Origin of the sequence: Siccibacter colletis (assembly GCF_025914095.1) — a bacterium.
GTDB classification, from domain to species: domain Bacteria; phylum Pseudomonadota; class Gammaproteobacteria; order Enterobacterales; family Enterobacteriaceae; genus Siccibacter; species Siccibacter colletis.
The window spans coordinates 1,005,306-1,030,939 of the sequence record NZ_CP074352.1 but is presented as its reverse complement, the minus strand read 5'-3'; the positions used below and the strand labels follow the sequence as shown (position 1 = coordinate 1,030,939).

General features: G+C 59.0%; 21 protein-coding genes. 11 read left to right on the top strand and 10 right to left on the bottom strand.

Going from position 1 to position 25,634, the window contains the following annotated elements; all coding sequences use genetic code 11:
- Window positions 1-191: 191 nt before the first annotated feature.
- From KFZ77_RS04960 to ybbA, 6 genes are all read right to left on the bottom strand, one after another.
- Window positions 192-851 carry a methionine ABC transporter permease gene (locus KFZ77_RS04960; RefSeq protein WP_031524416.1) on the bottom strand — a complete coding sequence of 220 codons (660 nt, stop codon included), beginning with the start codon at window positions 849-851 and terminating at the stop codon, window positions 192-194.
- On the bottom strand, window positions 844-1,860 hold the full coding sequence (gene sfbB, locus KFZ77_RS04955; protein ID WP_264385601.1) for a virulence-associated ABC transporter ATP-binding protein SfbB: 1,017 nt from the start codon (window positions 1,858-1,860) through the stop codon (window positions 844-846). The genes KFZ77_RS04960 and sfbB overlap by 8 nt, the downstream gene beginning before the upstream one ends.
- 45 nt (window positions 1,861-1,905) lie before the next feature.
- Window positions 1,906-2,736: a MetQ/NlpA family ABC transporter substrate-binding protein gene (locus KFZ77_RS04950; protein WP_264385600.1), complete on the bottom strand. Its 831-nt coding sequence runs from the start codon at window positions 2,734-2,736 to the stop codon at window positions 1,906-1,908.
- A 216-nt stretch (window positions 2,737-2,952) separates the two neighbouring features.
- Window positions 2,953-4,101 carry a porin gene (locus tag KFZ77_RS04945; RefSeq protein WP_264385599.1) on the bottom strand — a complete coding sequence of 383 codons (1,149 nt, stop codon included), beginning with the start codon at window positions 4,099-4,101 and terminating at the stop codon, window positions 2,953-2,955.
- A 183-nt stretch (window positions 4,102-4,284) separates the two neighbouring features.
- Window positions 4,285-6,699, bottom strand: a complete 2,415-nt coding sequence (gene ybbP, locus KFZ77_RS04940; protein WP_264385598.1) for a putative ABC transporter permease subunit YbbP — start codon at window positions 6,697-6,699, stop codon at window positions 4,285-4,287.
- The gene (gene ybbA / locus KFZ77_RS04935) at window positions 6,696-7,382 is read right to left on the bottom strand and encodes a putative ABC transporter ATP-binding protein YbbA (RefSeq protein WP_264385597.1); all 687 of its coding nucleotides are present in this window, start codon (window positions 7,380-7,382) and stop codon (window positions 6,696-6,698) included. The genes ybbP and ybbA overlap by 4 nt, the downstream gene beginning before the upstream one ends.
- On the opposite strand from ybbA, the gene tesA reads away from it, so the two are divergent.
- From tesA to KFZ77_RS04900, 7 genes are all read left to right on the top strand, one after another.
- Entirely contained in the window at window positions 7,350-7,979 is a 630-nt protein-coding gene (gene tesA / locus KFZ77_RS04930; protein WP_035891732.1) for a multifunctional acyl-CoA thioesterase I/protease I/lysophospholipase L1, read from the top strand. The genes ybbA and tesA overlap by 33 nt on opposite strands.
- 28 nt (window positions 7,980-8,007) lie before the next feature.
- A complete protein-coding gene (locus tag KFZ77_RS04925) occupies window positions 8,008-8,778 on the top strand; it encodes an SDR family oxidoreductase (RefSeq protein ID WP_264385596.1) in 771 nt (256 codons plus the stop codon).
- Window positions 8,779-8,835: 57 nt separating this feature from the next.
- Window positions 8,836-9,690 carry a co-chaperone YbbN gene (locus KFZ77_RS04920; RefSeq protein ID WP_264385595.1) on the top strand — a complete coding sequence of 285 codons (855 nt, stop codon included), beginning with the start codon at window positions 8,836-8,838 and terminating at the stop codon, window positions 9,688-9,690.
- Between the two features lie 100 nt (window positions 9,691-9,790).
- Entirely contained in the window at window positions 9,791-10,705 is a 915-nt protein-coding gene (locus KFZ77_RS04915; RefSeq protein WP_024550725.1) for an SPFH domain-containing protein, read from the top strand.
- The gene (locus KFZ77_RS04910) at window positions 10,705-11,154 is read left to right on the top strand and encodes an NfeD family protein (RefSeq protein ID WP_264385594.1); all 450 of its coding nucleotides are present in this window, start codon (window positions 10,705-10,707) and stop codon (window positions 11,152-11,154) included. Before KFZ77_RS04915 ends, KFZ77_RS04910 begins: the two co-directional genes overlap by 1 nt.
- Before the next feature lie 60 nt (window positions 11,155-11,214).
- Window positions 11,215-13,368, top strand: coding sequence for a hypothetical protein (locus KFZ77_RS04905; protein ID WP_264385593.1), 2,154 nt, complete (start codon window positions 11,215-11,217; stop codon window positions 13,366-13,368).
- A complete protein-coding gene (locus KFZ77_RS04900; protein ID WP_264385592.1) occupies window positions 13,338-14,063 on the top strand; it encodes a DUF3142 domain-containing protein in 726 nt (241 codons plus the stop codon). Before KFZ77_RS04905 ends, KFZ77_RS04900 begins: the two co-directional genes overlap by 31 nt.
- Here KFZ77_RS04900 and cueR read toward each other — a convergent pair whose 3' ends face one another.
- The 3 genes from cueR to KFZ77_RS04885 all read right to left on the bottom strand — a co-directional run bounded on the left by cueR (window position 14,064) and on the right by KFZ77_RS04885 (window position 17,782).
- Window positions 14,064-14,474, bottom strand: coding sequence for a Cu(I)-responsive transcriptional regulator (gene cueR / locus KFZ77_RS04895; protein WP_264385591.1), 411 nt, complete (start codon window positions 14,472-14,474; stop codon window positions 14,064-14,066).
- 125 nt (window positions 14,475-14,599) lie between these two features.
- Window positions 14,600-16,132, bottom strand: a complete 1,533-nt coding sequence (locus tag KFZ77_RS04890) for an aryl-sulfate sulfotransferase (RefSeq protein ID WP_264385590.1) — start codon at window positions 16,130-16,132, stop codon at window positions 14,600-14,602.
- A gap of 93 nt (window positions 16,133-16,225) precedes the next feature.
- The gene (locus KFZ77_RS04885; RefSeq protein ID WP_031524394.1) at window positions 16,226-17,782 is read right to left on the bottom strand and encodes a bifunctional metallophosphatase/5'-nucleotidase; all 1,557 of its coding nucleotides are present in this window, start codon (window positions 17,780-17,782) and stop codon (window positions 16,226-16,228) included.
- 421 nt (window positions 17,783-18,203) lie between these two features.
- Between KFZ77_RS04885 and copA the strand changes: the two genes are divergently transcribed.
- From copA to ybaK, 3 genes are all read left to right on the top strand, one after another.
- On the top strand, window positions 18,204-20,705 hold the full coding sequence (copA, locus tag KFZ77_RS04880; protein WP_264385589.1) for a copper-exporting P-type ATPase CopA: 2,502 nt from the start codon (window positions 18,204-18,206) through the stop codon (window positions 20,703-20,705).
- Window positions 20,706-20,793: 88 nt separating this feature from the next.
- On the top strand, window positions 20,794-21,594 hold the full coding sequence (locus KFZ77_RS04875; protein WP_264385588.1) for a TraB/GumN family protein: 801 nt from the start codon (window positions 20,794-20,796) through the stop codon (window positions 21,592-21,594).
- Window positions 21,595-21,798: 204 nt separating this feature from the next.
- Window positions 21,799-22,278 (top strand): Cys-tRNA(Pro)/Cys-tRNA(Cys) deacylase YbaK, encoded by a 480-nt coding sequence (ybaK, locus tag KFZ77_RS04870; RefSeq protein ID WP_264385587.1) that lies wholly within the window; start codon window positions 21,799-21,801, stop codon window positions 22,276-22,278.
- Between the two features lie 156 nt (window positions 22,279-22,434).
- Here the strand turns inward: ybaK and ushA are convergent, their stop codons facing one another.
- On the bottom strand, window positions 22,435-24,087 hold the full coding sequence (gene ushA / locus KFZ77_RS04865; RefSeq protein WP_264385586.1) for a bifunctional UDP-sugar hydrolase/5'-nucleotidase UshA: 1,653 nt from the start codon (window positions 24,085-24,087) through the stop codon (window positions 22,435-22,437).
- Between the two features lie 176 nt (window positions 24,088-24,263).
- Here ushA and KFZ77_RS04860 point away from each other — a divergent pair, with 176 nt between their 5' ends.
- Complete coding sequence (locus KFZ77_RS04860; protein WP_031524385.1) at window positions 24,264-25,484, top strand: MFS transporter; 1,221 nt, start codon at window positions 24,264-24,266, stop codon at window positions 25,482-25,484.
- Window positions 25,485-25,634 lie beyond the last annotated feature (150 nt).

The window sequence follows — 25,634 nt, the reverse complement described above, 5'->3', positions numbered from 1 at the left end:
GTTGTGGTGGGTGCGCTGCGCTTACCCCCCTGGATGGTCATGAGGCAGCGTAGGGTGGGTAAACGAAGTGCACCCACCGTTTACCCACCCTGCGACTTAAGAACGGGGCGCTGCGCTTACCCCCTGGATGGTCATGAGGCAGCGTAGGGTGGGTAAACGAAGTGCACCCACCGTTTCCCCCCTTTTCACTATTAATGCCGGTCGCGTTTATCCGCGCGCTTCGCCAGGTAATCGCCCAGCACCTGTACTACCTGCACCAGCACAATCAACGCGATTACCGTCACGACCATCACTTCGGTTTCGTAGCGGTAATAACCGTAGCGAATCGCCAGATCCCCTACCCCGCCACCGCCGACAATCCCGGCCATTGCCGAATAGCCAATCAGACTCACCAGGGTAATGGTCAGGCCGCGCAGCAGCCCGGCGCTGGCTTCCGGCAGCAGCACGGTGCAGATGATACGCAGCGGGCTGGCGCCAAACGCCTCGGCGGCTTCGATAATACCTCTGTCCACGTCGCGCAGCGCGCCGTCCACCAGACGGGCATAAAAAGCGATAGCCGCCACCGACAGCGGCACCGAGGCGGCAATCGGCCCGATGGTATTGCCGAGCAGAAACTGCGTCAAGGGCAGCAGCAGCACCAGCAAAATGACGAACGGCACCGAACGGATAATATTCACCAGCACCGAACTGATGAGGTACACCGCGCGGTTCTGCCAGAACAGATGGCGATCGGTGACGAAAATAAGAAAACCGAGCGGCACGCCGCCGAGGATTGCCAGCACCGTTGAGATGCTGAGCATCTGGAACGTTTCGCTGAACGCGAGCGTCAGATCCGGCAATAAATCATCCATGTAAAGCCTCCACCTGAGCGGTACGGGAACGGATATGCGCCACCGCGGCCTCTACCGCCGTCGGGCTGTCAGGCGCGGTAAGCTGCACCACCAGAACGCCCAGCGCGCGATCGCCGATGTACTCAATCTTGCCGTGCAGAATGTTCACCGCCACGCCGAATTTCACCGCCACCTCGGAGAGCACCGGTTGTTCCGCCGAGTCGCCGATAAACAGGATCTTCAGCAGCGTGCCCTGCAGGTGCGCCTTCAGCCGCTCGGGCAGCGTCAGGTTGAGGGTATGCGACACCAGCTGGCGGGTGAACGCATGCTGCGGGTGGGCGAAGATATCGAACACCTCACCCATTTCCACCACCTTGCCGCCGGACATCACCGCCACGCGATCGCAGATCGTTTTGATCACGTTCATCTCATGGGTGATCAGCACAATGGTGATCCCAAGCCGGGCATTAATCTCTTTAAGCAGCGCCAGAATGGTGGCGGAGGTTTCAAGATCCAGCGCCGAGGTCGGTTCGTCGCACAGCAGTACGTCCGGGTGGTTAGCGATGGCTCGCGCAATGCCGACCCGCTGCTTCTGGCCGCCGGAGAGCTGCACCGGATAGCGGTTCGCTTTATCGGTCAGCCCGACCAGATCGAGGATCTCCGCGACGCGCGGGGCGATTTTCGCCCGCTCCCACCCCGCCGCCTTCAGGCTGAACGCTACGTTCTGCGCCACGGTGCGGGTGTGCATCAGGCTGAAGTGCTGGAAAATCATGCCGATGCGCTGACGGGCGGTACGCAAGGCCACGCCCTGCAGATCGGAAATCCGCGTGCCGTTAATCGTCACGCTACCCGTGCTCGGGCGTTGCAGGGCATTCAGCGTGCGCAGCAGCGTACTTTTTCCGGCGCCGCTGGTGCCAACAATGCCAAAAATCTCGCCCGCCTTAATATGCAGGCTGACGTCGTCCACCGCCCGGGTGGCGCTGGACCCCGCGCCGGAAAAATCGACGCAGACGTGTTGTAGCTCAATCATGAAAACCTCAACGGGGAGCCTGCGCTCCCCACGTTAATCTGCGGCTTACTGCGCAGCCGCCATCCACTCCGGCTTCTGGAAGGAGATAAAAACATTCTGCGGATCGTTGATCGCTGCCGCGTAGGCCGGGGATTTCACCACGCTGACGATGTCTTTCGCAAAGGGCTTGTCGGCATCTTCACTGCGCACGGCGATGATGTTTTTCAGGTTCTCGTCCAGCTGCTCCTGCGCCAGCGCGGTGGAAAGATCCATCCCGGCGGCGATGGCAAAGTTACCGTTAACCAGCGAGGCGGTAACCCCGTCGAGGGTACGCGGCAGCTGTGCGGCTTCCAGCGGTTTAAACACCAGACCTTTCGGGTTGCTGGCGATGTCGCGCTCGGAGGCTTTGGTCGGATCGATGTTCGGCTTGATGGTAATCAGTTTTAACGCCTGCAGGAAACGCAGCCCGCGCGCCAGGTTAGTGGGGTCATTAGAGAGGGTAACGATGTCGCCCTTCTTCAGCGCGTCGAGACTTTTGATTTTATGCGAGTACAGGCCCATACCAGCCGTCGGCACCGCCAGCAGCTTCGTCAGTTTAAGACCTTTATCGGCGGTGAATTTATCGAAGTAGAGCGAGTGCTGGAACAGGTTGGCGTCGATGCTGCCGTTAGCCAGCGCCATATTTGGCTGCACGTAGTCGCTGAACTCGCGCACGATGACCTTATAGCCTTTCTCTTTAAGCGACGGCGCAATGGCCTGCTTGACCATATCGCCATACGGGCCGGGAGCGACGCCGAAGGTGACAGTCTGCGGATCGCTGTTTGCCTGGGCGAACTGCAGTCCGCACGCCAGAAGTAATACGCCGGACGCGACGCGCCAGCTGTGACGAATTCCCATGCGTTTTCTCCCCAAAGAAGGATGTGTGTTGTAGTGCGCCTCTGTATGCGGGCCGCTCAGTAAGTGCTTGTAACGCAAGTAGAGTTACAGCATGACAGCGTAAGATGGCACATTCTGCCGCAGCGGGTAATTGAAAATATTTCATATACCCAGACAGAAAAGAGATAAGCGGAGGGGGAATTCCCCCGGCGTAGCGGTGCCGGGGGAGACGACGTCTTAGAAGTCGTAACGCAGACGAACCAGGTTCATGTCACCCAGGTTGTCGGTGCTGGAGGTGAATACGTGTTCGTAATCCACACGGAAGCCGTAATCGAGCTGGAAGGCGATACCCACGCCGTTGTCGATACGCTGATAGTTACGGCCGCTGATGAACTCCAGGCGGTCGCCCATCACGTAAGGCTGCACGGATTTAAGCGCGTACTGGCCCACCGGGATTTTGTAGCCCGCGAAGTACTCAATGCCCCAAGCATCACCGGCGAAGTAATCATTAGCTGATTTCTTTTTGGTGACCATGAAGTTTTCGTACCAGCCGCCGCCGAAGGAGAAGGTCCAGTTGTCCGGGGTCCAGCTCAGCGCGGTACCGAGGATATTCTGATCCCAGGTCTTGCTGTTGCTGGTGTCGTTCTCGCGGATGTCGGCACGGGTGTAGTTCCACGCTGCACCCCAGGTCAGGTCGGAGGTCAGGTGGTAATCCAGTGCCAGCGAGCCGCCGCCTTTACGGTGATAACGGAAGCCGTCGTTGGCGTTGTAGTCATCGCTGAACAGGTACGCGGCATAGATATCCGCATCGCCAGCGGTCTTCTTATACTTCAGCATTTTACGGGAACGGTAGGAGCCGTCGTAATCACCATTGATGCCGTTGCCTGACGCCTGGGCTTTCATGTCGTAATCCCAGATATCGGTTTTTGAACCGATCACGTCGTAATAAGCGCTGTTCTGCTGACCAAATGTCAGAATACCCCAGGTGTCGCTTTTCAGACCGGTATACAGCATACGGCGGCTGGTGTCGTTCGCGCCCTCTTTATAGTGGTTGTCCCAGTCAAATACCGCCGGAATATTCACGCCCAGCTCGTAATAGTTTACCCAGCTGATATCGTCGAACAGATAATAATCGGCAGCGAAACGGAAACGGGTACCGCCGTCAAAACCGTTACGCTTATAAGAACCTTTATCGCTGTCACCGGTCATCATTTCAAACTGCGGACGGATACTGCCGCCAACGGTGAAATTAAGACGGCTTAATGGATCGCCTGGCTGTGTGTCGGCTTTGATCAGTGTAATTTCTGCACTGGCGTTAAAAGAGGTCATTCCCACGAGCAGACCTGCCCCTACCAGTACTGGCAAAGCGCGCAATGTAAACTTCATTAATTATCCTTAGTTACTACGTTTTTATTAGCGAAAAAAATGGTACCGCTTATTAACGGCCGATTCTTCAGCAGGTTTAATGATTTGTGCCGTTAAAATGTAATTATTTTATTAATATGTATTACAAAAAGAAAAAGGCGCCTGAAAATTAATCAGACGCCTTTGTTTACTTAATAACCGTAATTAACCGGTGAACTGGCGGAACAGCGCTTTTCCTTTCAGCAACCGAACGCCCAGCCAGCCGCCGCACAGCGACAGCAGCACCGCGCCGCACAGCGGCAACGTCACCCACAGCCGCCACTCCGGCTCCCACGGGAAATCAAATACCCGGGTCTGCAACACGCCGAGCGCCGTTTCCGCGCCGATAGCCGCCACCAGCCCGGAGACCACGCCGAGCAGGGCAAATTCCCACCATAGCGTGGCGCGCAGCGTGCGCTTGCTGGCACCCAGCGTGCGATAGACCACCAGCTCCTGATGACGCTGGCGCATGCCCACCTGTACCTGGGCTAACAACAGCAGTACGCCACAGGCGGTCACCAGTACCACCATCACCTCCAGCGCGCGGCTCACCTGCTCCAGCACCTGGCCGGCCTGGCGAAGGATGGCACCGATATCCAGCAGCCCTACCGTCGGGAACTCGCGGTTAAGCTGGGTAAGCATGGTGTTGCCCTGCTCCCAGCGGAAGCTGGTCAGCCAGCTCTGCGGCTGTCCGTCGAGCGCGCCCTGCGGGAAGATAAAGTAGAAGTTAGGCCGCAGACTCTCCCAGTCCACCTTACGCAGGCTGGTGACCTTCGCGGTGAAATCCTGGGTATCGCCGGTAAAGGTCACGCTGTCGCCCAGCCCGATATTCAGCCGTTTCGCCAGCCCCTCTTCCATCGATACTTCCCCGGCTTTTGGCGGCCAGCTGCCGTCGGTGATCGGGTTATGGCTCGGCTTATTCTCCTGCCAGGTCAGGTTCAGCTCGCGGTTGAGCGCCTCGTCGCTGTTACCCGCGGTGCTTTTGCCGTCGATGGCGGTCAGACGCGCACGCACGATGGGGTAGAAGGCCTCCGGGATCACCTGGTGCTCAGCGAGGAAGGCTTTCATCGACCCGACCTCTTCCGGCGCGATGTTGATCAGGAAATAGTTCGGGCTTTCTGGCGGAAGCTGCTGCTGCCAGCGCGAGAGCAGGTCGCCGCGCAGCACCAGCATCAGCGCCAGCAGCATAAAGGAGAGCGAAAACGCCGCCAGCTGGCTCATGGTCGCCCACGGCTGATGCAGCAGACGATTGACCGCCAGGCGCAGCGACAGCGAGCGGAAGGTCAGCCGCTTAAGCAGGCGCAGCAGCAGCCAGCCCACCAGGCCGCACAGCAGCGCCAGCACGACTGCACCGGCCAGCACCGCCCACAGCAGGGTTTGTCCGCCCATCAGCCATGCGAGCAGCGCGACCACCACCGCCACCATGATTGGCAGATACACTTTCAGCGGCCAGACGCTGGCGACCACATCGCGGCGCAGCACGCGCAGCGGCTGGGTCGCCAGCAGCAGACGATAGGGTCGCAGGCCCACCAGCAGGGAGATCACCACCACAGAGCCTACCGCCCACAGCCACGGCCAGCCGCTCGCTGCCGGCAGTTCTGCCGGCAGCACCGGTTTGAGCAGCAGCAACAGCACGCGTTCAAACAGCAACCCCACCGCGCCGCCGGTCAACGTGGCCAGCCCCAGCACCATCAGCCACTGGCCGATAATCAGCTTGCGCAGCGCCTGGCGTCCGGCACCGAGGGTTTTCAGGATCGCCACCAGATCGTAGCGGCTGCGGCAGTAGTGGCTCATCGCCACCGCCACCGCGCTCACCGCCAGCAGCAGCGTCAGCAGGGCCGACAGCAGCAGGAACTGCTGGGAACGCTGCAGCGATTTCCCCAGCGCGCCCTCTTCATCCTCCATGCCCAGCCAGCGGTGTTCCGGTTTGAGCTTCGGCAGCAGCCAGGACTCGTAATCGGCAATCTGCCCCGGTTCGCCGGCAAACTTATAGCGCCAGCTGATACGGCTGCCGGGCTGTACCGCAGCGGTCTGCGCGACATCCTCAACGTTCATCAGCAGACGCGGAGCCATCTGAAACGGGTTGAAGCCCGCGTCCGGCTCCTGAATCACCTCCCCCGCCACCTTCAGCGTGGCATCACCCACATCAATGGTATCGCCGGGCTTCAGGTTTAGCATCGACATCAGACGCGGGGCCAGCAACACGCTGCCCGGCGTCGGGCTCAGGCCCGGCGGCTCCGTCTGCAGCGTGCCGTAGAGCGGATAACCGCTGTCCACCGCCTTCACATACGCCAGCTGCGGCGTATCCCCGGCAAAGGTCATGGTCGGGAAGGAGAGCTGGCGGTTGACCTTCAGCCCGTCGGCAGCGGCTTTATCCAGCCAGGCCTGCGGAATTTCATGGCTGCTGCGCAGCACGCGGTCGCCCGCCATAAACTCCCGGCTCTGCTGACTCAGCCCTTTTTCCATGCGGTCGCTGATGCTGCCCAGCGCCAGCACACAGGCCACCGCCAGGCTCAGCGCCAGCCAGACAATTAACAGCGATGGCGAACGCCATTCGCGCCAGAACCAGCGTGCAATCATGCTTCCTCCACCAGTGTGCCATCCACCAGCCGCAGACGGCGATCGCAGCGCGCTGCAAGCTGCGGATCGTGGGTCACCAGAATCAGCGTGGTGGCATAGTCGCGGTTCATGGAGAACAGCAGATCGGCAATTTTGTCGCCGGTCTGACGGTCAAGGTTGCCGGTCGGCTCGTCGGCGAACAGCACCGCAGGCTGACCGTTAAACGCGCGTGCCAGCGCCACGCGCTGCTGCTCGCCGCCGGAGAGCTGGGCCGGAAGATGGTCGAGACGCTTACCAAGACCCAACTGCTCAAGCTGGGCCTTGGCCTTCGCCCGGCTGGCGCTGCTGCTTTCGCCGCGCAGCAGCGCCGGCAGCTCAACGTTTTCCAGCGCATTCAGCGTCGGGATCAGCATGAAGGACTGGAACACGAACCCGACCTGCTGGGCGCGCAGCAGTGCCCTCGCCTCTTCGTCCATCTGGTGCAGCGGCTTGCCAAGCAGGTTGACTTCGCCCTCGCTGCCGTCGTCCAGCCCGGCGAGGATCGCCAGCAGGGTTGACTTTCCGGACCCCGACTCACCGATAAGGGCGATGGTCTGCGCCGGTTTGACAACCAGCTCAACTCCGGTAAGGATGGAAAGCTCATGTTCCCCCTGACCGACGGATTTCTTAAGATGATGAACTTCAACAATGTTTTCCGCTGGCATTTGCCCTTCCTGTTACTGGCTCTGTTAACCTGTCGCGCCGCCGCAGCGGACACGTTGTTAGTTCTGGGTGATAGCCTGAGCGCCGGCTACCGGATGTCGGCAACCCGCGCCTGGCCTGCGCTGCTGAATGATAAGTGGCAGTCGCGCGACACTACGGTGGTCAATGCCAGCATCAGCGGCGATACCTCGCAGCAGGGGCTGGCGCGTCTGCCGGCGCTGCTGAAACAGCATCAGCCGCGCTGGGTCCTGATCGAGCTGGGCGGCAACGACGGCCTGCGCGGCTTTCAGCCGGACGCGGTAGCCGCCACGCTGCGTAACATCATCACGACGGTGAAAGCCGCCGACGCCGAGCCGCTGCTGATGCAGATACGTCTGCCGGCCAACTATGGACGCCGGTATACTGAGGCCTTTAGCGCGATTTATCCGCAGCTTGCGAAGGAGTTCGATATTCCTCTGGTTCCGTTTTTCATGGAAGAGGTGTATCTGAAACCGGGCTGGATGCAGGATGACGGTATTCACCCCAGCCCTGACGCACAGCCCTTCATTGCGGACTGGATGGCGACACGGCTGGCTCCTTTAGTTAACCACGACTCATAAATGTTCGGGGATCCCGTCTGGTAAAGTTATGCAAAAATCTGTCTTAATTACAGGGTGTTCGAGCGGTATTGGCCTTGAAAGCGCGCGCGAACTGCAGCGCCAGGGCTTTCACGTGCTGGCCGCCTGCCGCAAGGAAGCCGACGTCGCCGCCATGAACGATCGTGGCTTTACCGGCATTCTGCTCGACCTCGACTCACCGGCAAGTGTAGAACAGGCCGCAGCAAAGGTGATTGAACACACCGGCAATCGCCTGTGGGGCATTTTCAACAATGCGGGCTTTGGCCTCTACGGGCCGCTTCACACCATCAACCGTGCCCAACTTGAGCAGCAGTTTTCGGCCAATTTCTTCGGCGCGCACCAGCTCACCATGCTGCTGCTGCCCGCGATGCTGCCCCACGGCGAAGGGCGCATCGTGATGACCAGCTCGGTGATGGGGCTTATCTCGACGCCGGGCCGCGGTGCCTATGCAGCCAGCAAATACGCGCTGGAAGCCTGGTCGGACGCGCTGCGCATGGAGCTGCGCCACACCGGTATCAAGGTAAGCCTGATTGAACCCGGCCCGATCCGTACCCGCTTTACTGACAACGTTAACCAGACCCAGTCCGACAAGCCGGTAGAAAATCCCGGCATCGCAGCGCGCTTCACCCTCGGCCCGGAGGCGGTAGTGGCGAAAGTGCGCCATGCTTTTGAGAGCAACGCGCCAAAAATTCGCTATCCGGTCACGCTGGTTACCTGGGCGGTCTGCGTTCTCAAACGCCTGCTGCCAACGCGCGCAATGGATAAAATCTTACGTGGCTAAGTTGAAGCGCCTGCCGCTGCCCCCATGTAAAAAGAAACCGACAACAGAGAGTGACGTATGTCTGTAGAAAATATCGTTAATATCAGCGAAGCGAACCTGCAACAGGTGCTGGAACAGTCCGTGACCACGCCGGTACTGTTCTACTTCTGGTCCGAGCGCAGCCAGCACTGCCTGCAGCTGACACCGGTGCTGGAGTCCCTCGCGGCCCAGTACAAAGGCCAGTTCGTGCTGGCAAAAGTGGACTGCGACGCCGAGCAGATGGTGGCTTCACAGTTCGGCCTGCGCGCCATCCCGACCGTGTACCTGTTCCAGAACGGTCAGCCGGTGGACGGCTTCCAGGGGCCGCAGCCGGAAGAGGCGATCCGCGCCCTGCTCGACAAAGTGCTGCCGCGTGAAGAGGAGCTGAAAGCCCAGGAAGCGATGGCACTCATCGGCGAAGGCAAGCATCAGGAAGCGCTGCCGCTGCTGAAAGAGGCCTGGCAGCTGTCGAATCAGCAGAGCGAAATCGGCCTGCTGCTGGCGCAGACGCAGATCGCCCTCAACCGTTCTGAGGACGCGGAAGCGGTGCTGAAAACCATTCCTCTGCAGGACCAGGATACCCGCTATCAGGGCCTGGTGGCGCAGATCGAACTGCTGAAACAGGCCGCGGACACCCCGGAAATTCAGCAGCTTCAGCAGCAGGTGGATGCTAACCCGGCAGACGCCGCGCTGGCCACCCAACTGGCGCTCCAGCTGCACCAGGTCGGGCGTAACGAAGAGGCGCTTGAGCTGCTGTTTGGCCATCTGAAAGGCGATCTCAATGCCGCTGACGGCCAGGCGCGCAAAACGCTGCAGGAGATCCTCGCCGCACTCGGCACCGGCGATGCGCTGGCTTCCCGCTATCGCCGCCAGCTTTACGCCCTGCTGTACTGATCGCAAAACGCGTTAAAGATTTACCCCCCCAAAAGCCAGGCGCTGCGCCTGGCTTTATTACGCGGTACACTGGCATCAAACCAACAGAGGAGGTTGTTTGATGCTTATTCTTATTCCCGTACTGATTCTCGTGGCGCTGGTGGTGGTGTTTGCCGGTGTCAAAATCGTGCCGCAGGGCTACCAGTGGACGGTTGAGCGCTTTGGCCGCTATACCACGACCCTGCAACCGGGCCTGAACCTGGTGGTGCCCTTCATGGATCGCATTGGTCGCAAGATCAACATGATGGAGCAGGTACTCGATATCCCTTCCCAGGAAGTTATCTCCAAAGACAACGCCAACGTCGCCATCGACGCGGTCTGTTTTATTCAGGTGATTGACGCGCCGAAAGCCGCCTATGAGGTGAGCAATCTGGAGCTTGCCATCATCAACCTGACCATGACCAACATCCGTACCGTGCTCGGCTCGATGGAGCTGGACGAAATGCTCTCCCAGCGCGACAACATCAATACCCGCCTGCTGCATATCGTTGATGAAGCCACGAATCCGTGGGGCATTAAAATCACCCGTATCGAGATCCGCGACGTGCGTCCGCCGGCGGAACTAATTGATGCGATGAATGCGCAGATGAAGGCCGAACGTACCAAACGCGCCTATATTCTGGAAGCCGAGGGGATTCGCCAGGCGGAAATCGTCAAAGCCGAGGGCGAGAAGCAGTCGAAGATCCTGAAAGCCGAAGGGGAACGCCAGTCGGCCTTCCTTGAAGCAGAAGCGCGCGAGCGTAGCGCCGAGGCCGAAGCCCGGGCAACGAAGATGGTATCCGAAGCCATTGCCGCTGGTGACATTCAGGCGGTGAATTACTTCGTGGCGCAGAAATATACTGAAGCGCTGCAACAGATTGGCTCCGCCAACAACAGCAAAGTGGTGCTGATGCCGCTGGACGCCAGCAGCCTGATGGGTTCCATCGCCGGTATTAGCGAACTGATTAAAGAGAGCGGCACCGCCCGACACAAATGATGATTGAGCTGATTAGCGAACATGCACATGTTTTCTGGCTGGCGCTCGGCGGCCTGCTGCTGGCGGCCGAGATGCTCGGTGCCGGCGGGTATCTGCTGTGGAGCGGCATCGCGGCCATCCTGACCGGGCTGCTGACGTGGATCGTCCCGGTCGGCTGGGAGTGGCAGGGGCTATGTTTCGCCCTGCTGACGGTGGTCGCCGCCGTGCTCTGGTCGCGCTGGCTGAAACGCAAAGCGCGTCCGGAGGGTAATAACGGTCTGAACCAGCGCGGGCAGCAGTTTATCGGCCAGCGTTTTCGCCTTGAGCAGCCGCTGGTCAACGCGCGTGGACACGTGCGCATCGGCGACAGCAGCTGGCCGGTGCAGGCTGATGAGGATCTGCCCGCCACGACGCTGGTGGAAGTCATCGCCGTAGACGGCATCACCCTGCGTATCAAAGCGCGCGCGTAACGCGCTCTGTCGATGCCGCTTTCACAGCGGCATTCTTTTTTGATTAACGGAACAGTACTCATGTTAAGGAAACCTCAGGCGCTCGCGCTGCTCCTGCTGTCGCTCACCGCCACTCAGGCCATCGCCTCTTCTGACGGCGGCTCATGCCCGTGGGGCGCGCCCTACTGCTATCTGGAAGGTGAGCCCTGGCTCGACCCGGCCAGCGACACGCGCGACAATCTCATCCGGCTGGTTACCCGCGATAAACCGCTGGCGCTGCCGGTACTTCCCTTCCCGCAGGACATCACCCGCAGCCGCAGCTACTACTTTGGCACGCACCTGGATGAGTGGTACGACGCGCCGGAAACGCCTCAGGAAACCACCACCGCGCCGGACGCGCTGACCACCACCCTCACCGCTCAGCTTACCGCGCTGGGCCTTGAAGCAACGGCGCTGGATCGCGAAGCCGATGCAGATCGGGAAAACCGTTTCGTCTCTAATAACATCGCCACGGTCTCGGCCTTTTTCACCGCGTTACAGGCAGAAAAAACCCTGACGCCCGACGAGCGCCGCGCGCTGGCTCAGGCCCGGCTTGCGCTTCATGCGTCACCCACTTCAGCTAACGCAGCGCTGGATGCTCTCAGCGCGCTTGACGGCGACGCCGCAAAAGCGTTCCGGGATTACCTGATGGCCAGCGCCTGGTTTTATCAGGGCGACTATGCCCGGGCAGGCAGCGCGTTTAACGCGCTGGTAGCTGCGCCGCAACCCTGGGTGTCGGAAACCGCCAGCTACATGCTGATGCGCAACGCCCTCAACCAGAGCACCCACAACGCCACGGATGAGTATGGTTTCTTTAATAACCAGGCGATCGATAGCGCCGCGGTGCAGCAGGCGCGGGAGGATGCGAAAGCCTATCTTACCGCCTGGCCTGAAGGGCAATACGCTGACTCCGCAACCGGCATGCTGCGCCGCATCGCCTGGTATCAGCAGGACTGGACAACCCTGGCCGGCGATCTGGAGCAGCAGCTGACCGCCGCCGACACCACCGACGCGCTGATCGCCACCATCGGCGAAGCCGAAAGCAAGTTGCAGAACGGTATGGTGAGCTGGCAGAGTCAGGTATTTACCCACGCCGACCACGCGCCGCGCCTCGCCGCCAGCGAAATTCTGCGTGCGCTGCGTGAGGGCAGCAAGGCCACCATCAGCCAGCAGCAGCTCGACGCGCTCAAACCGGCCTATGAAAAAGCCTCGCTGCTGCCGCTGTGGAATTACCTGCATCACGCCCGGCAGTTTTGGCAACTGGCGGACTACGATGCCCTCCTCGCCACCCCTCCAGCGGCGCAGGCCACACCGCAGCCCGACGTGATCCTGTTCAGCGAGCAGGTTCTGTATGGCGATGCGCTGATGGCGAAAAAGCAGTGGGCCGAGGCGGATCGCTGGTGGCTGCGGCTCCTGAAAGATCGTCCGGCGGGCGAGCAGCAACAGCTGCTGGAAAAACGCCTGATGCAGACGCGTACTGAGAGCGGGAACCCGGAGGCAATTTTTGCTGCCGACAGCCCGATCACCAACCTGTACTGGCGCTCCCTGACGCTGAAGTCGGCCGCGCCGCTGCCGCTGCTGCGTCGTCAGGCCGAGCACGGCATGAACGATGAAGAGCGCACTATCGCCCTGCATACGCTGCTGACCCGCGATCTGATGGCCGGTGACTATCAGGGCTATCTGCAGGATAAAACGTTGCGCCAGCACATTACCGGCCCCATCGACACGCGCGCTTTTGATGATGTGGCGCTAACCACCTTTGACTGGACCGGAGCCGGGACCACGCCAGGCTACGCTTGCCCGGCGCTGGATAACACCGTGGCGGTACTGGCGAAAAACGGCGATGACAGCCATGCGCTGAACTGCCTCGGGGAGTTTATCTTCGCCAGCAATGTCACCATCAGCCCGGCCCCGGAACTGCTGGACTACATGATATGGGACGCACCCGAGACCCAATCAGCCTTTAGCAGCCCGGATCGTCAGGCGCTCTACCAGCGCGTTATCGCCAGTACCAAAGCGGAACCGGAAGATAAAAGCTATGCGCTCTATCGCGCCGTGATGTGCTACGCCCCGTCGGGTTACAACCACTGCGGCGGCAAAGAAGTGAGCAAGGCCACGCGCCAGGGCTGGTTCAATAAGCTGAAGAAAAACTATCCGGGCAGCGTATGGGCGCAAAAGCTCAAATACTACTGGTAACCGCCGCGCTGCTGCTGCCCGCGCAGGCGTATCCTACAGGCCGGGTTGATGCGGCAGATTATCAGGCGTTCTGGCTCTGGTCGGGGGTCAAGGCGACCCCGGCGATGCGCGAGGCGCGCGTGATGTATCTGCATCAGGGCGAAGTGGTAACGCACCAGCAGCGGGCGGTGTTTCAGCGTCTCGGCGCGTCGGTGAGCAGACTTAGCCTGCCGTCGGTGTGGATCACGGTGCGGATCGCCACGCTGGATATGCCGGACGAGATGCTGGAACACGTGCTGCGTCTGCCCGAGCGCTGGGAGAAGGCAGGCAATAAAGTGCAGGGTTTGCAGATCGATTTTGATGCAGCGACCTACAAGCTGGCGGACTATGCCACTTTCCTGCAGCGTCTGCGTCAGCGGCTACCGGCGCGGTTTGCCCTCGGAGTAACAGGGCTGCTCGACTGGGCGAAAACCGGCAACATCGCGGTGCTCAACACCCTGCCGGTGGACGAACTGGTGGTGCAGACCTATCAGGGTCGTCATACGGTACCGGGCTACGCGCGCTATCTTCCGGCGCTGCACGGGTTACGTATTCCGTTCAAAATTGGCGTGGTGGAATATGGCGCGTGGGACCGGCGCTATGAGCGCGACCTGGCCGCCTCGCCATACTACCGCGGTGCGGTGGTATTTGCCCTGAGCGCTGCCCCGCCGCGCTGATTAGGCTCCGGCGTTGCGATGACAGCAGCCGGAGAGATTGTCGATGATCGGGCAATCGGCGCTGTCGTCGCCCGGGCAGGCTTCCGCCAGCGTCAGCAACTGCTGGCGCATGGCATGCAGCTCCTCGATATGGCGCTCGATCTCCGCCACCTTTTGCAGCGTGCGGGCTTTTACGTCGGCGCTGTGCCGCCCCGGATCGTTAAACAGCTGTACCAGCTCTTTGCACTCTTCCAGATTAAACCCCACCTGCCGCGCCTGGCGCAGCAGCGTCAGCTCATTGAGGTGCTGCTGGCTGTAGCTGCGGTAGCCGTTATCCCCGCGCAGCGGCGGCGTCACCAGCCCCTTCTCTTCATAGAAGCGAATGGCTTTGCTGGTTAAGCCGGTCTTTTTTGCAACGTCGCTAATGTTCATATGGATGCCGTCATATCTGAAACGCTGAACGGATAGTGTAACGCGTTGCGCGTAAAGGTGCGTCAGGAAGGACAAAACGAACGCGGAGGCACCAGGCCTCCGCACGTTGATTATCGATACCGTTTTCAGGCAGCGGCTACGCTACGCGCCTTGTCAACCAGTGAGGCGAGCACCGCGTCGTCAAATAACCGGGCGCGATAGCACTCGCCGGGAAACAGCGGAAAGCCGTGCAGCGTGCAGATCACGTCATACACCGTCGCCACCACCGCACCGGACGCATCCATAATAAAAAACGACCGCGCGTGATTGGTATAAACGGTGTAGTAGTCGTGATGATCGAACACTGCCCCCATAAAATCGGTGATCTGCGGGACGCGATCGTTGGGCAGCGATAGCGGATTGCCAATCTGGGTAACGGTTTTTGCCACCAGATCCACCGCGTAAAACAGCACCTGCGCAGGCGCAGTGGTGAAGGTATCAGCAGGCGCATCTTCAGAAATGGGCCGGTACATTGCCTTGCCTGTGGCATCTTCGCAGGAGTGGTTGTTAAACAGCGACAGCACAAATTTGCCTGCAGCGGTATCGATATACTGAGCGAACGCACTGTTTTGCGTAACGAATACGGTATGCGCGCCGTTCTCAAACTGCGTGATGCCGGTGGTATCCAGTCGCGGCGCACCCGCGCCACTCGGGAATGATGGATTGTAGCCGCCGGTATCAATTGACCAGAGTATCGCGCCATCATTAATGCCGATGCCAAAGGTCAGACTGGCAGAGCGCGAATGCACCACAATGGCCTCAGGCGTGCCGGTGCCAGCCGGGAGCCACGACAGCGAATTGAGATGCACGTCATTGGTGCCGCTGTTATTCAGGATCTGCGTATTATCAAATTCGCGGCTGTAATTTTTGGCCCAGATGAGTTTCCCGGTCTGCTCACTGAATTTTAATATCCAGTCATCCTGACGCAGGGTATTGGTGGCACGGTCCGGATTATCGCTCCCCACCATATAAAGATTACCGGCAGAGTCCCACTCCAGATCGTGCGTGTTGGTGAAGCGATTGTTATCGCTGTCGGCTAAATCAAACTCCAGCACCACGTTGCCGAGAATATCAATTTTATAGAAGCAGCGACCATACCAGCGCAGATCCTCATCGCTGCCGGTATAAAAATAGCCGTTATGGGTACGCAGCATCTGATTACGGTACGGCGTGGAGAAGTAGCAGCGCAAATCACCGTTGCGGTCGTAGCCGTCGCAGTACGAGGTCATCAGCCAGCTGTTGCCCCAGATGCTGGTAAACACATCCGGATCGGTTTGCTCGATATTAAGATGAAAAATGGTGGCATCGCGATAACTCTGCTCGCGGGTGCTGATGGCCGTGATGGCGTTATAGACCTCTTCCCCGGCCTGATTATAAAAAATAAACTGCACGTTATTTTCATAATTTGCATACAGTCCGATGACCGGAATTTTTATTTCGCTGCGGGTATCGGTCATTAATTCTTCAGAAGTGTAAACAAAGTCAACGCTGGTGGGACTGGTAGCACGTCTTAAAACTTTATAATCATACCTTACCGCCGTATCAGACTGAAAGTATACATACGCAGCGAGCTGGTTATTTGCCGGAGCCAGTTCGGTTTTTACATAGTAAACGGTCATATTATCGTCCTGAAAATAAAAAAGGTTACAGCGTGGAAAAAGCAGGCGAGGTAATACTGCACGAATTATCGCGCCTGCCGGAGAGATCAGTAATCAATTAAGGGTGCTTGCGACATCCAGTACGCGTTTGGTGTTATCCGGTTGCACCGGATCGTGGCGTTTGAAGTAGTCCACCAGCGCCTGGGCGGAGGTGGTTCCCGACATCGTTTTGACATTTTTACCGCGCAGGAACGCCTCATAGCCGTCGCCGCCAGTGGCGCAGAAGGAGTTGGTCATAATGCGATAGGTTTTTGTCGGCTCTACTGCTTTGCCGTCGATGGTGAAAGAAACAATGCGCTGATTCAGCGGCTTGCGGCTGTCATACACCACCTTCACGTTTTTCGACACCTGCAGTATGCCATTGGTAAGGTTGGTGGCATGCACCATCAGCGAGGTGATATCGCTGCCCGTGAGATCCATGGTGGTAATGTCGTTGTTGAACGGATAAGCGCTGATCACCGAGCCATAGGTGATATCCCCTTTCTCAAGGTCGGCGCGAATACCGCCGCTGTTCTGAAACGCGGCAACCGCGTCAGGCGCCTGCGCCATACCGGCATCCATGATCAGATTACCCAGCGGCGAGGATTCCCCGTAAGAGCGGGTCAGCGTCACCGGCGTATGACCTACGACCTGAGCGGTGATGGTTTTCAGTTTATCTTCCCAGCGATTAATTTCCTGCTGCACTTTCGCATCGGCTTTATAGCTATCAGCGAACATGGTTATCAGCTCGCCTTTATAGCCGTCTATCTTTTTGGTTTCCGGGTTAAAGTCGAGCACCAGTTTACCGAGGTTAGTGGCATAGGCATCGGTGGAAACGATAAGCGTATTACCGACTTTGATCGGTTCCGGCGTGCCGGCATGGGCATGGCCGGTAATCAAAACGTCAATCCCGCTCACCGCCTTAGCGGTATCAATATCAGCCTGCAACAGGCGCGCCACGTCTTTATTACCAAAGCTGGACTGGCGGCCCGGAACGCCCTCGTGGATCAGCAGCACGGTCAGATCTACCTTGCCTTTTAACGCTGCCACCGCCTGTTTGATTTCCGGGATTTCATCCCGCGCTTCAACATCGGTAATCATGCTGGCGGCGATGGTGTCATAGAAAGCAAACTTTCCGTGAATACCAATAACGCCAATTTTCAGCCCGTCGCGCTCCACAATCGTCCAGGGCTTATCAATCACCCGCTCGCCGCTTTTCTTGTAATAGACGTTACCCAGCAGCACCGGATACTTTATTTTTTTCAGCTGCGCGACCATATTCGGCACGCCGTGATCGAACTCATGATTACCTACGGAAATCGCATCGTAGGGCATGGTGTTCATGATATCGGCAATCGCCTCACCTTTGGTTAACAGGCTCAGGTAAGGCCCGGTGAAATAATCACCGGCATCAAAGAAGTAAACATTCTTTTCGGTTTGCTTCGCCTGATTAACCACGCCTGCGATAGTCGCAAATCCACCCACCGGACGCGCTTTATCCACCACCGGATTTATCCAGGGATCAACATGGGCGTGCAGATCGTTGGTATAAAATATGGTGACGTCTTTGGCAAACAGGGGTTGCGCCAGTAAAACGGAGATAAGCAGCGCCAGCTTTATTTTTTTATGCATTGCGTTTTCCTTAGTAAAGGTTCCTGGTAAAAAACGCCAAAGGCGAATATGGCCCGATCGCCCTGGCGCAATAATGCGTTTACAGGTAACTTCTCTTTTTTCGAATAAATTGCGCAAACATCCTGGCACGCTATTTCTGGCGCTAAAACCGTTAGCGATCACACTTTTTTAGTTATTCATTAGCAGGCATAAAATTAAGAATTGCCCCCATTAAATTATTTAACGCTATTTTTTACCCGCTGTTACTTATTCCAATAATAATGGCCAGAAGAAGCTGAAATATATATTCACCGGGCCGCAATGCTAATTTCCCGACAAAGCACCCAGCAACCTCATCACCACCGGCACAGCAAACTTTTCTTGACCTTCCCCTTAATGGAAGGTTTACCCTTATCCTGACGAATCAGATAAGGAGCGAATCATGTCTCACACCATTGAACTGGCGCTGGATGGCCTGACCTGCGGTCATTGCGTCAAACGCGTTAAAGAGAGCCTGGAGAAACGTCCCGACGTCGAGCAGGCAGAAGTTACCCTGACGTCGGCCCAGGTGACCGGCAGCGCTTCCCCGGACGCGCTAATCGCAACCGTTAAAGACGCGGGATACGACGCGACCCTCAGCCACCCAAAGGCTAAACCGCTGGCGGACTCAGAAACCCCGTCGGAAGCACTGACAGCGGTTCCCGATGCGCTTCCGGCAGACGCGCCGACCGATGACAGCCAGCAGCTGCTCATCGGCGGTATGAGCTGCGCCAGCTGTGTTACCCGCGTCCAGAAAGCGCTTTCCGGCGTGGACGGCGTGACGCAGGCACGGGTCAATCTTGCGGAGCGTACGGCGCTGGTGATGGGCCATGCCTCCGCAACCGATCTTGTGCGCGCAGTAGAGGACGCTGGCTACAGCGCGGAAGCCATTGAAGACGACAATATACGCCGCGAGCGCCAGCAGCAGACCACGCTGGCGGCCATGAAGCGTTTTCGCTGGCAGGCTGCCGTAGCGCTGGCGCTGGGCATTCCGGTGATGATCTGGGGCATGCTCGGCGACAACATGATGGTCACCGACGCCAACCGCACCCTGTGGCTGGTTATCGGCCTGGTGACCCTCGCGGTGATGGTGTTCGCGGGCGGTCACTTCTATACCAGCGCCTGGAAAAGCCTGAAGAATCGCACTGCCACGATGGATACGCTGGTAGCTCTCGGCACCGGCGCGGCCTGGCTCTATTCGATGAGCGTTAACCTCTGGCCGCAGTGGTTCCCGATGGAAGCGCGCCATCTCTATTACGAAGCCAGCGCCATGATTATCGGCCTGATTAATCTCGGGCATATGCTGGAAGCCCGCGCCCGTCAGCGTTCGTCAAAAGCGCTGGAGCGCCTGCTCGACCTCGCCCCGCCCACCGCGCGGGTGGTAACCGACCGGGGCGAGAAAACCGTGCCGCTGGCCGAGGTGCAGGCGGGCATGATCCTGCGTCTGACCACCGGCGATCGCGTGCCGGTAGATGGCGATATTACCCAGGGCGAGGCCTGGTTCGATGAGGCGATGCTCACCGGTGAACCGGTGCCGCAGCAAAAAGGCGACGGCGAGGCCATCCACGCCGGGACCGTGGTGCAGGACGGCAGCGTGCTGTTCCGCGCCAGCCGCACCGGTAACCAGACCACGCTGGCGCGCATTATTCATCTGGTGCGCCAGGCCCAGAGCAGCAAGCCGGAGATCGGCAAGCTGGCTGACCGTATCTCGGCGGTGTTCGTTCCGGTGGTGGTTGCTATTGCGCTGTTCAGCGGCGCGATCTGGTATCTGTTCGGCCCGGCTCCGCAGATCGTCTACACCCTGGTCATTGTCACCACGGTGCTGATCATCGCCTGCCCGTGCGCCCTGGGTCTGGCAACGCCGATGTCGATTATTTCCGGAGTGGGACGTGCTGCTGAGTTTGGAGTGCTGGTGCGGGATGCCGATGCGCTGCAGCGCGCCAGCGAGCTGGACACCCTGGTGTTTGACAAAACCGGCACCCTGACCGAGGGCAAACCGCAGGTCACAGCCGTCGAGACGGTAAATGGCGTCAGCGCAACTGATGCCCTGCGTCTGGCGGCCGCGCTGGAGCAGGGTTCCAGCCATCCGCTGGCACGGGCTATTCTCGACAAAGCAGAGACGGCATCGCTGCCGGTGGTTAGCGCGTTCCGCACCCTGCGCGGTCTGGGCGTCGCCGGGGAAGCCGACGGCCACCGGTTGCTGCTCGGCAATGCCGCGCTGATGCAGGAGAACGGCATTGATACCGCGCCGCTGGCGCAGGCAATGGATGACCAGGCGCAGCGCGGCAGTACGCCAGTGCTGCTGGCAGTAGACGGGACGCTGGTGGCACTGCTCGCCATCCGCGATCCGCTGCGTGATGACAGCCGCGATGCCCTGGCCCGTCTGCACCGCGCCGGTTACCGGCTGGTGATGTTAACCGGCGATAACCCTACCACCGCCCAGGCTATCGCTCGCGAAGCCGGTATTGATGAAGTGATTGCCGGCGTGCTGCCGGACGGCAAAGCTGAAGCGATCAAAAAGCTGCAGGCCGCAGGCCGCAAAGTGGCGATGGTGGGCGACGGCATCAACGATGCCCCGGCGCTGGCCCAGGCCGATGTGGGTATCGCGATGGGTGGCGGTAGCGATGTGGCAATTGAAACCGCAGCCATCACCCTGATGCGCCACAGCCTGACCGGCGTCGCCGATGCGCTGGCGATCTCCCGCGCCACGCTGCGTAACATGAAGCAGAACCTGCTGGGAGCATTTATCTACAATGCGCTCGGCATCCCGATTGCCGCCGGGATCCTCTGGCCGCTTACCGGCACGCTGCTCAATCCGGTGGTCGCCGGGGCCGCGATGGCGCTCTCCTCCATCACGGTGGTAAGCAATGCCAACCGTCTGCTGCGCTTTACGCCGAAGCAGTAATCCTGCTGGCTCACCGGGCTACCGGTGAGCCGCAGTTTGCACCTTCCTGCCGGGCGCGCTAGCATGATCTTTTAGCCCCGGAGGAATGATGAGCCTGTTCAGACGCTTACACGCATGGTGGTCCGCCCTTACCGCAGGCACCTCTCCCTGGCCCGCTATCGATATCACCTTACCCGGCAATCGCCACCTGCATCTGGTGGGCAGCATCCATATGGGAACCCGCGATATGGCCCCGCTACCGGCAAAGCTGGTGGCGAAGATCGCCGCCGCCGATGCGCTGTTTGTTGAAGCCGATATCAGCGGCGGTAATGCCCCGTTTCACATCCCCGACTACGACCTGCCGCTGCGCGAACGTATTCCTTCCGCGCTCTGGAACCAGCTGGAGCAGCGCGCCGCAGAGCTGGGTCTCGACATCGCGACGTTTGAGCAGCAGCCGCCGTGGCAGGTGGCGCTGGTGATGCAGGCCCATCAAGCGCAGCGCCTGGGTTTGCGCCCCGATTTTGGCATTGATTATCAGATGATCAACGCGGCGAACGCGGCGGCAGTACCGATTCAGGAGCTGGAGGGTACGCAAAGCCAGATGACGCTGCTGGAGACGCTGCCTGACGAGGGGCTGGGGCTGCTTGAGGATACGCTTACCCACTGGCATACCAATGCGCGGTTGCTGCAGCTGATGGTGAGCTGGTGGCTGGACGCGCCGCCGCGCCAGAAAGTGGTTGAGCTGCCCGCCACTTTTGGGCATGAACTCTATGATGTGCTGATGCATCAGCGTAATCGCCGCTGGCGCGAGCTGCTGCTGGCGCTGCCGCCAGGGCGCTATGTGGTGGCCGTGGGGGCGCTCCATCTCTACGGGGAAGGTAACCTGCCGACGCTGCTGCGCGCAGGATAAAAAAATGGCCAATATCGCTATTGGCCTGTCAAAGAGGAACGTCATTATTATTGTGATTATCCCGCCAGCCGTAGCCGACAGTGGTTAAAAATTGTCTCGCAAACGCGGGGCAACTACCAGAACAATTCAGCAAGCTGATACTATTTTTTGCCGATGACCGCAGCGTATGCTGGGCCTGGTTACTAAAAAAGGCAGAGTATAACAATGACACCCGCAGTGAAATTACTCGAAAAACAGGGCATCTCCTTTCAGCTTCACGCTTACGATCACGATCCGGGCGAAACTAATTTTGGCGATGAAGTGGTGCGTAAACTCGGGCTGGACCCGGCGCAGGTATATAAAACCCTGCTGGTGACGCTGAATGGCGATGCAAAACAGCTGGCGGTGGCCGTCACGCCGGTGGCGACTCAGCTCGATCTCAAGAAGGTCGCGAAAGCGCTGGGCGCGAAAAAGGTAGATATGGCCGATCCGATGGTAGCCCAGCGCACCACCGGCTATCTGGTGGGCGGCATCAGTCCGCTGGGCCAGAAAAAGCGTCTGCCGACGCTGATTGACGCCCCGGCGCAGGATTTCCCGACGATCTACATCTCCGGCGGCAAGCGCGGGCTGGATATCGAACTGGCGGCAAAGGATCTCGCCGCGCTGCTCAACGCGCAGTTTGCGGATATCGCGCGGCGGGAGTAATTCCGCCGCAACGCCATCATTCTTGTAGGGTGGGTAAACACCGCGCCTTCACCTTTTGCGAATACGGCGCGTGCGTAAACTTACCCACCCTACAACACCCATTTGCATTCCGTAGGGTGGGTAAGCGCAGCGCACCCACCTTCCTTTAGGAATGCGCTACTGCCACACCACCTCGCCTTTCGGCTCCAGAGTGCCAACATCCAGCGGCGAGCTCTGCTGGATATACTGCTTGAGCACTTCGGCATCCACGAAACCGGTATTCACATAGCCCGGTTTGCTATCGATATGCGGATAGCCATCCCCGCCGGTGGCGTTAAAGCTCAGCGTCGCCATACGGTAGGTTTTCGCAGCGTCCACCGGCGCACCGTTGATTTTCAGGTCGCGCAGCGTACCGCCCTGTGCTGTAAAGCTGACGTTAGCGAACTGCGGATAGGCACCAGAGTCCGGCTTCATCTGCGCCACGGCGGTCAGATATTCCGTCACCTCTTTCCCGGTCATATCCACATACACCACGGTGTTGCCGAACGGCTGTACCTTGAGCACATCTTTATAGGTGATATCGCCCGGCTCGATGGAGTCGCGGATACCGCCGCCGCTCATCACCGCGAAGTCCGCCTGGGTGCGCGCCATCTGAGCATTGAGGATCAGGCGCCCCATATTGGTCTGCACGAAACGCACCTTGCTGCGATCGCCCCCCAGCTTGCCGTTGACGTTACCGATCTTCACGCCCAGCTGCGCCTGCCCTTTATTCTGGAACGGCGTCAGCAGTGACAGCATCGGCTGATTCTCCGGGATCTGCGGAGTGTAAAGTACGCGCTCACTCTCGCCGTTGTCCCAGGTGATCTTTTTCTTCAGGTTGATGGGGATGAGCTGATAGCGCACCAGCTTCATTTCGCCGTTGCGGAAGGTAAAGTCGGCGCGGCCCACGTATTTGCCCCACTCGTGAGCCTGCACGATCCAGGTGCCGTTCTGCTGGTCAGGCGCACACGGCGTGCCGGGCACGTAGTCGGCCTGCTTTTTATTCTCCGACGCCATGCACACCGGATCTTGTGAGTGACCACCCACAATCATTGCCAGCGCTCCCGCCGGCAGGCTGCGCGCCAGCTCCACGTCGCCCGGCGCGTTGGAGCCGTGGTTGCCGTTGTCATAGTGGCCCATATGGGTGACGGCAATAATGACGTCCGGCTTCTCGTTCTGCTGCAGCTCCTGAATCACCAGCTTCGCTTCGTCAGCGGGTTTGCGGAACTCGATGTCAGTGAAGAACTCCGGGTTACCGATTTTTGCCGTGTCATCGGTGGTGAGGCCCATCACCGCAATTTTGATGTCCTGCGGCTTGAAGATGGCCCAGGGTTTGAACAGGCGTTGATTGGTGCTTTTTTGATAAATATTGGCCGAGAGGAACGGGAATTTGGCCCACTTCTCCTGCTGGCGCAGCACGGTGAGCGGATTATCAAATTCGTGATTACCGACCGCCATCGCATCGTAGCCAATCATGTTCATACCGCGGAAGTCCGGCTCGGCGTCCTGCAGATCCGACTCCGGCACGCCGGTGTTGATGTCGCCGCCGGAGAGCAGCAGCACACTGCCGCCGCTGGCCGTCACTTCCTTGCGCACTTTATCCACCAGCGTTTTCTGCGCGGCAAGGCCATATTCGCCATGCTCATTGCGCCAGAAATGGCCGTGGTGATCGTTGGTATGCAGGATGGTGATGTTATAGGTTTTATCCTGCTCCCAGGCGAAGGCCGGCAGGCTGGTCGCCGACAGCGCGGTGAACAACGCCAGCGCCAGGCTTTTCTGTGAAAACGTCATCTCTCTCTCCCTGAATTCTCGGTAAAGGCAGAAATTACAGTGGGCTGACATGATCTACAAATAAGATTTCAGAATTGCGACTTTCCTCAAATCACGGGGAACGGTATGTTAGCGGAATAATAATCAGCAGGCTTACTCACCTGTACGCTTCCGCAATCATCGTAACGTTGGATCCTATGGCTATCAGTGAACAAACCGGGGCGTTGCCCGGTAAACCCGCGTCGTCGCCCCAGTCCCGGACCGCTTTCGGCATTCTGGGCGCTATCAGTCTTTCGCATTTATTAAACGATATGATCCAGTCGCTGATCCTGGCGCTGTACCCGCTGCTGCAGGCTGACTTTTCGCTGTCGTTTATGCAGATCGGGATGATCACCCTCACCTTCCAGCTCGCGTCCTCGCTGCTGCAGCCGTTCGTCGGCTACTACACCGATAAGTACCCGATGCCGTGGTCGCTGCCGATCGGCATGTGCTTCACCCTGTGCGGGCTGATCCTGCTGGCGGTGGCAGGCAGCTTCACCACCGTGCTGATCGCGGCGGCGCTGGTCGGCACCGGCTCGTCGGTGTTTCATCCGGAATCCTCCCGCGTGGCGCGCATGGCCTCCGGCGGGCGTCACGGCCTGGCGCAGTCGCTGTTTCAGGTCGGCGGTAACTTCGGCAGCTCGCTTGGCCCGCTGCTGGCCGCGCTGATTATCGCCCCCTACGGGAAAGGCAACGTCGGCTGGTTCGTACTGGCAGCACTGCTGGCGATCGTGGTGCTGGCGCAAATCAGCCGCTGGTACGCGGCGCAGCACCGCGTCAACAAGGGCAAGCCGGTGGAGAAAGCGGTTAACCCGCTGCCGCGTAACAAAGTGGTGCTGGCGATCGGCATTCTGCTGGCGCTGATTTTTTCCAAGTACTTCTATATGGCGAGCATCAGCAGCTACTTCACCTTCTACCTGATGGATAAGTTCGGCATGGGGGTGCAGACCGCGCAGTTTTACTTGTTCGCGTTTCTGTTTGCCGTTGCCGCCGGAACGGTGATTGGCGGGCCGATTGGCGACAAGATTGGGCGCAAGTATGTGATCTGGGGGTCCATCCTCGGCGTTACGCCGTTTACCCTGCTGCTGCCCTGGGCCTCGCTGTGGTGGACCGGAGTACTGATCGTCATCATCGGTTTTATTCTGGCATCGGCGTTTTCCGCGATTCTGGTGTACGCCCAGGAGCTGCTGCCGGGGCGGATTGGCATGGTGTCAGGGCTGTTTTTCGGCTTCGCTTTTGGTATGGGCGGGCTGGGCGCTGCGGTACTCGGTGTGGTAGCCGACCACACAAGTATTGATCTGGTCTACAAGATCTGCGCTTTTCTGCCTCTGTTGGGCATTTTGGCAATCTTCCTGCCTGAAAACCGCGATAAACCGTGACTCCCGGTGGCCTGTAATATGTTACAGGCCACTTTCTCACGCCTTATTTCTGTCATTCCCCGCAAATTAACCTGCTAATAACCCTCTGATTCACATTTTTTGCCTTCAAAAGCCTTTTTTCATTAGCATTCAACAATTATTCACAAACGC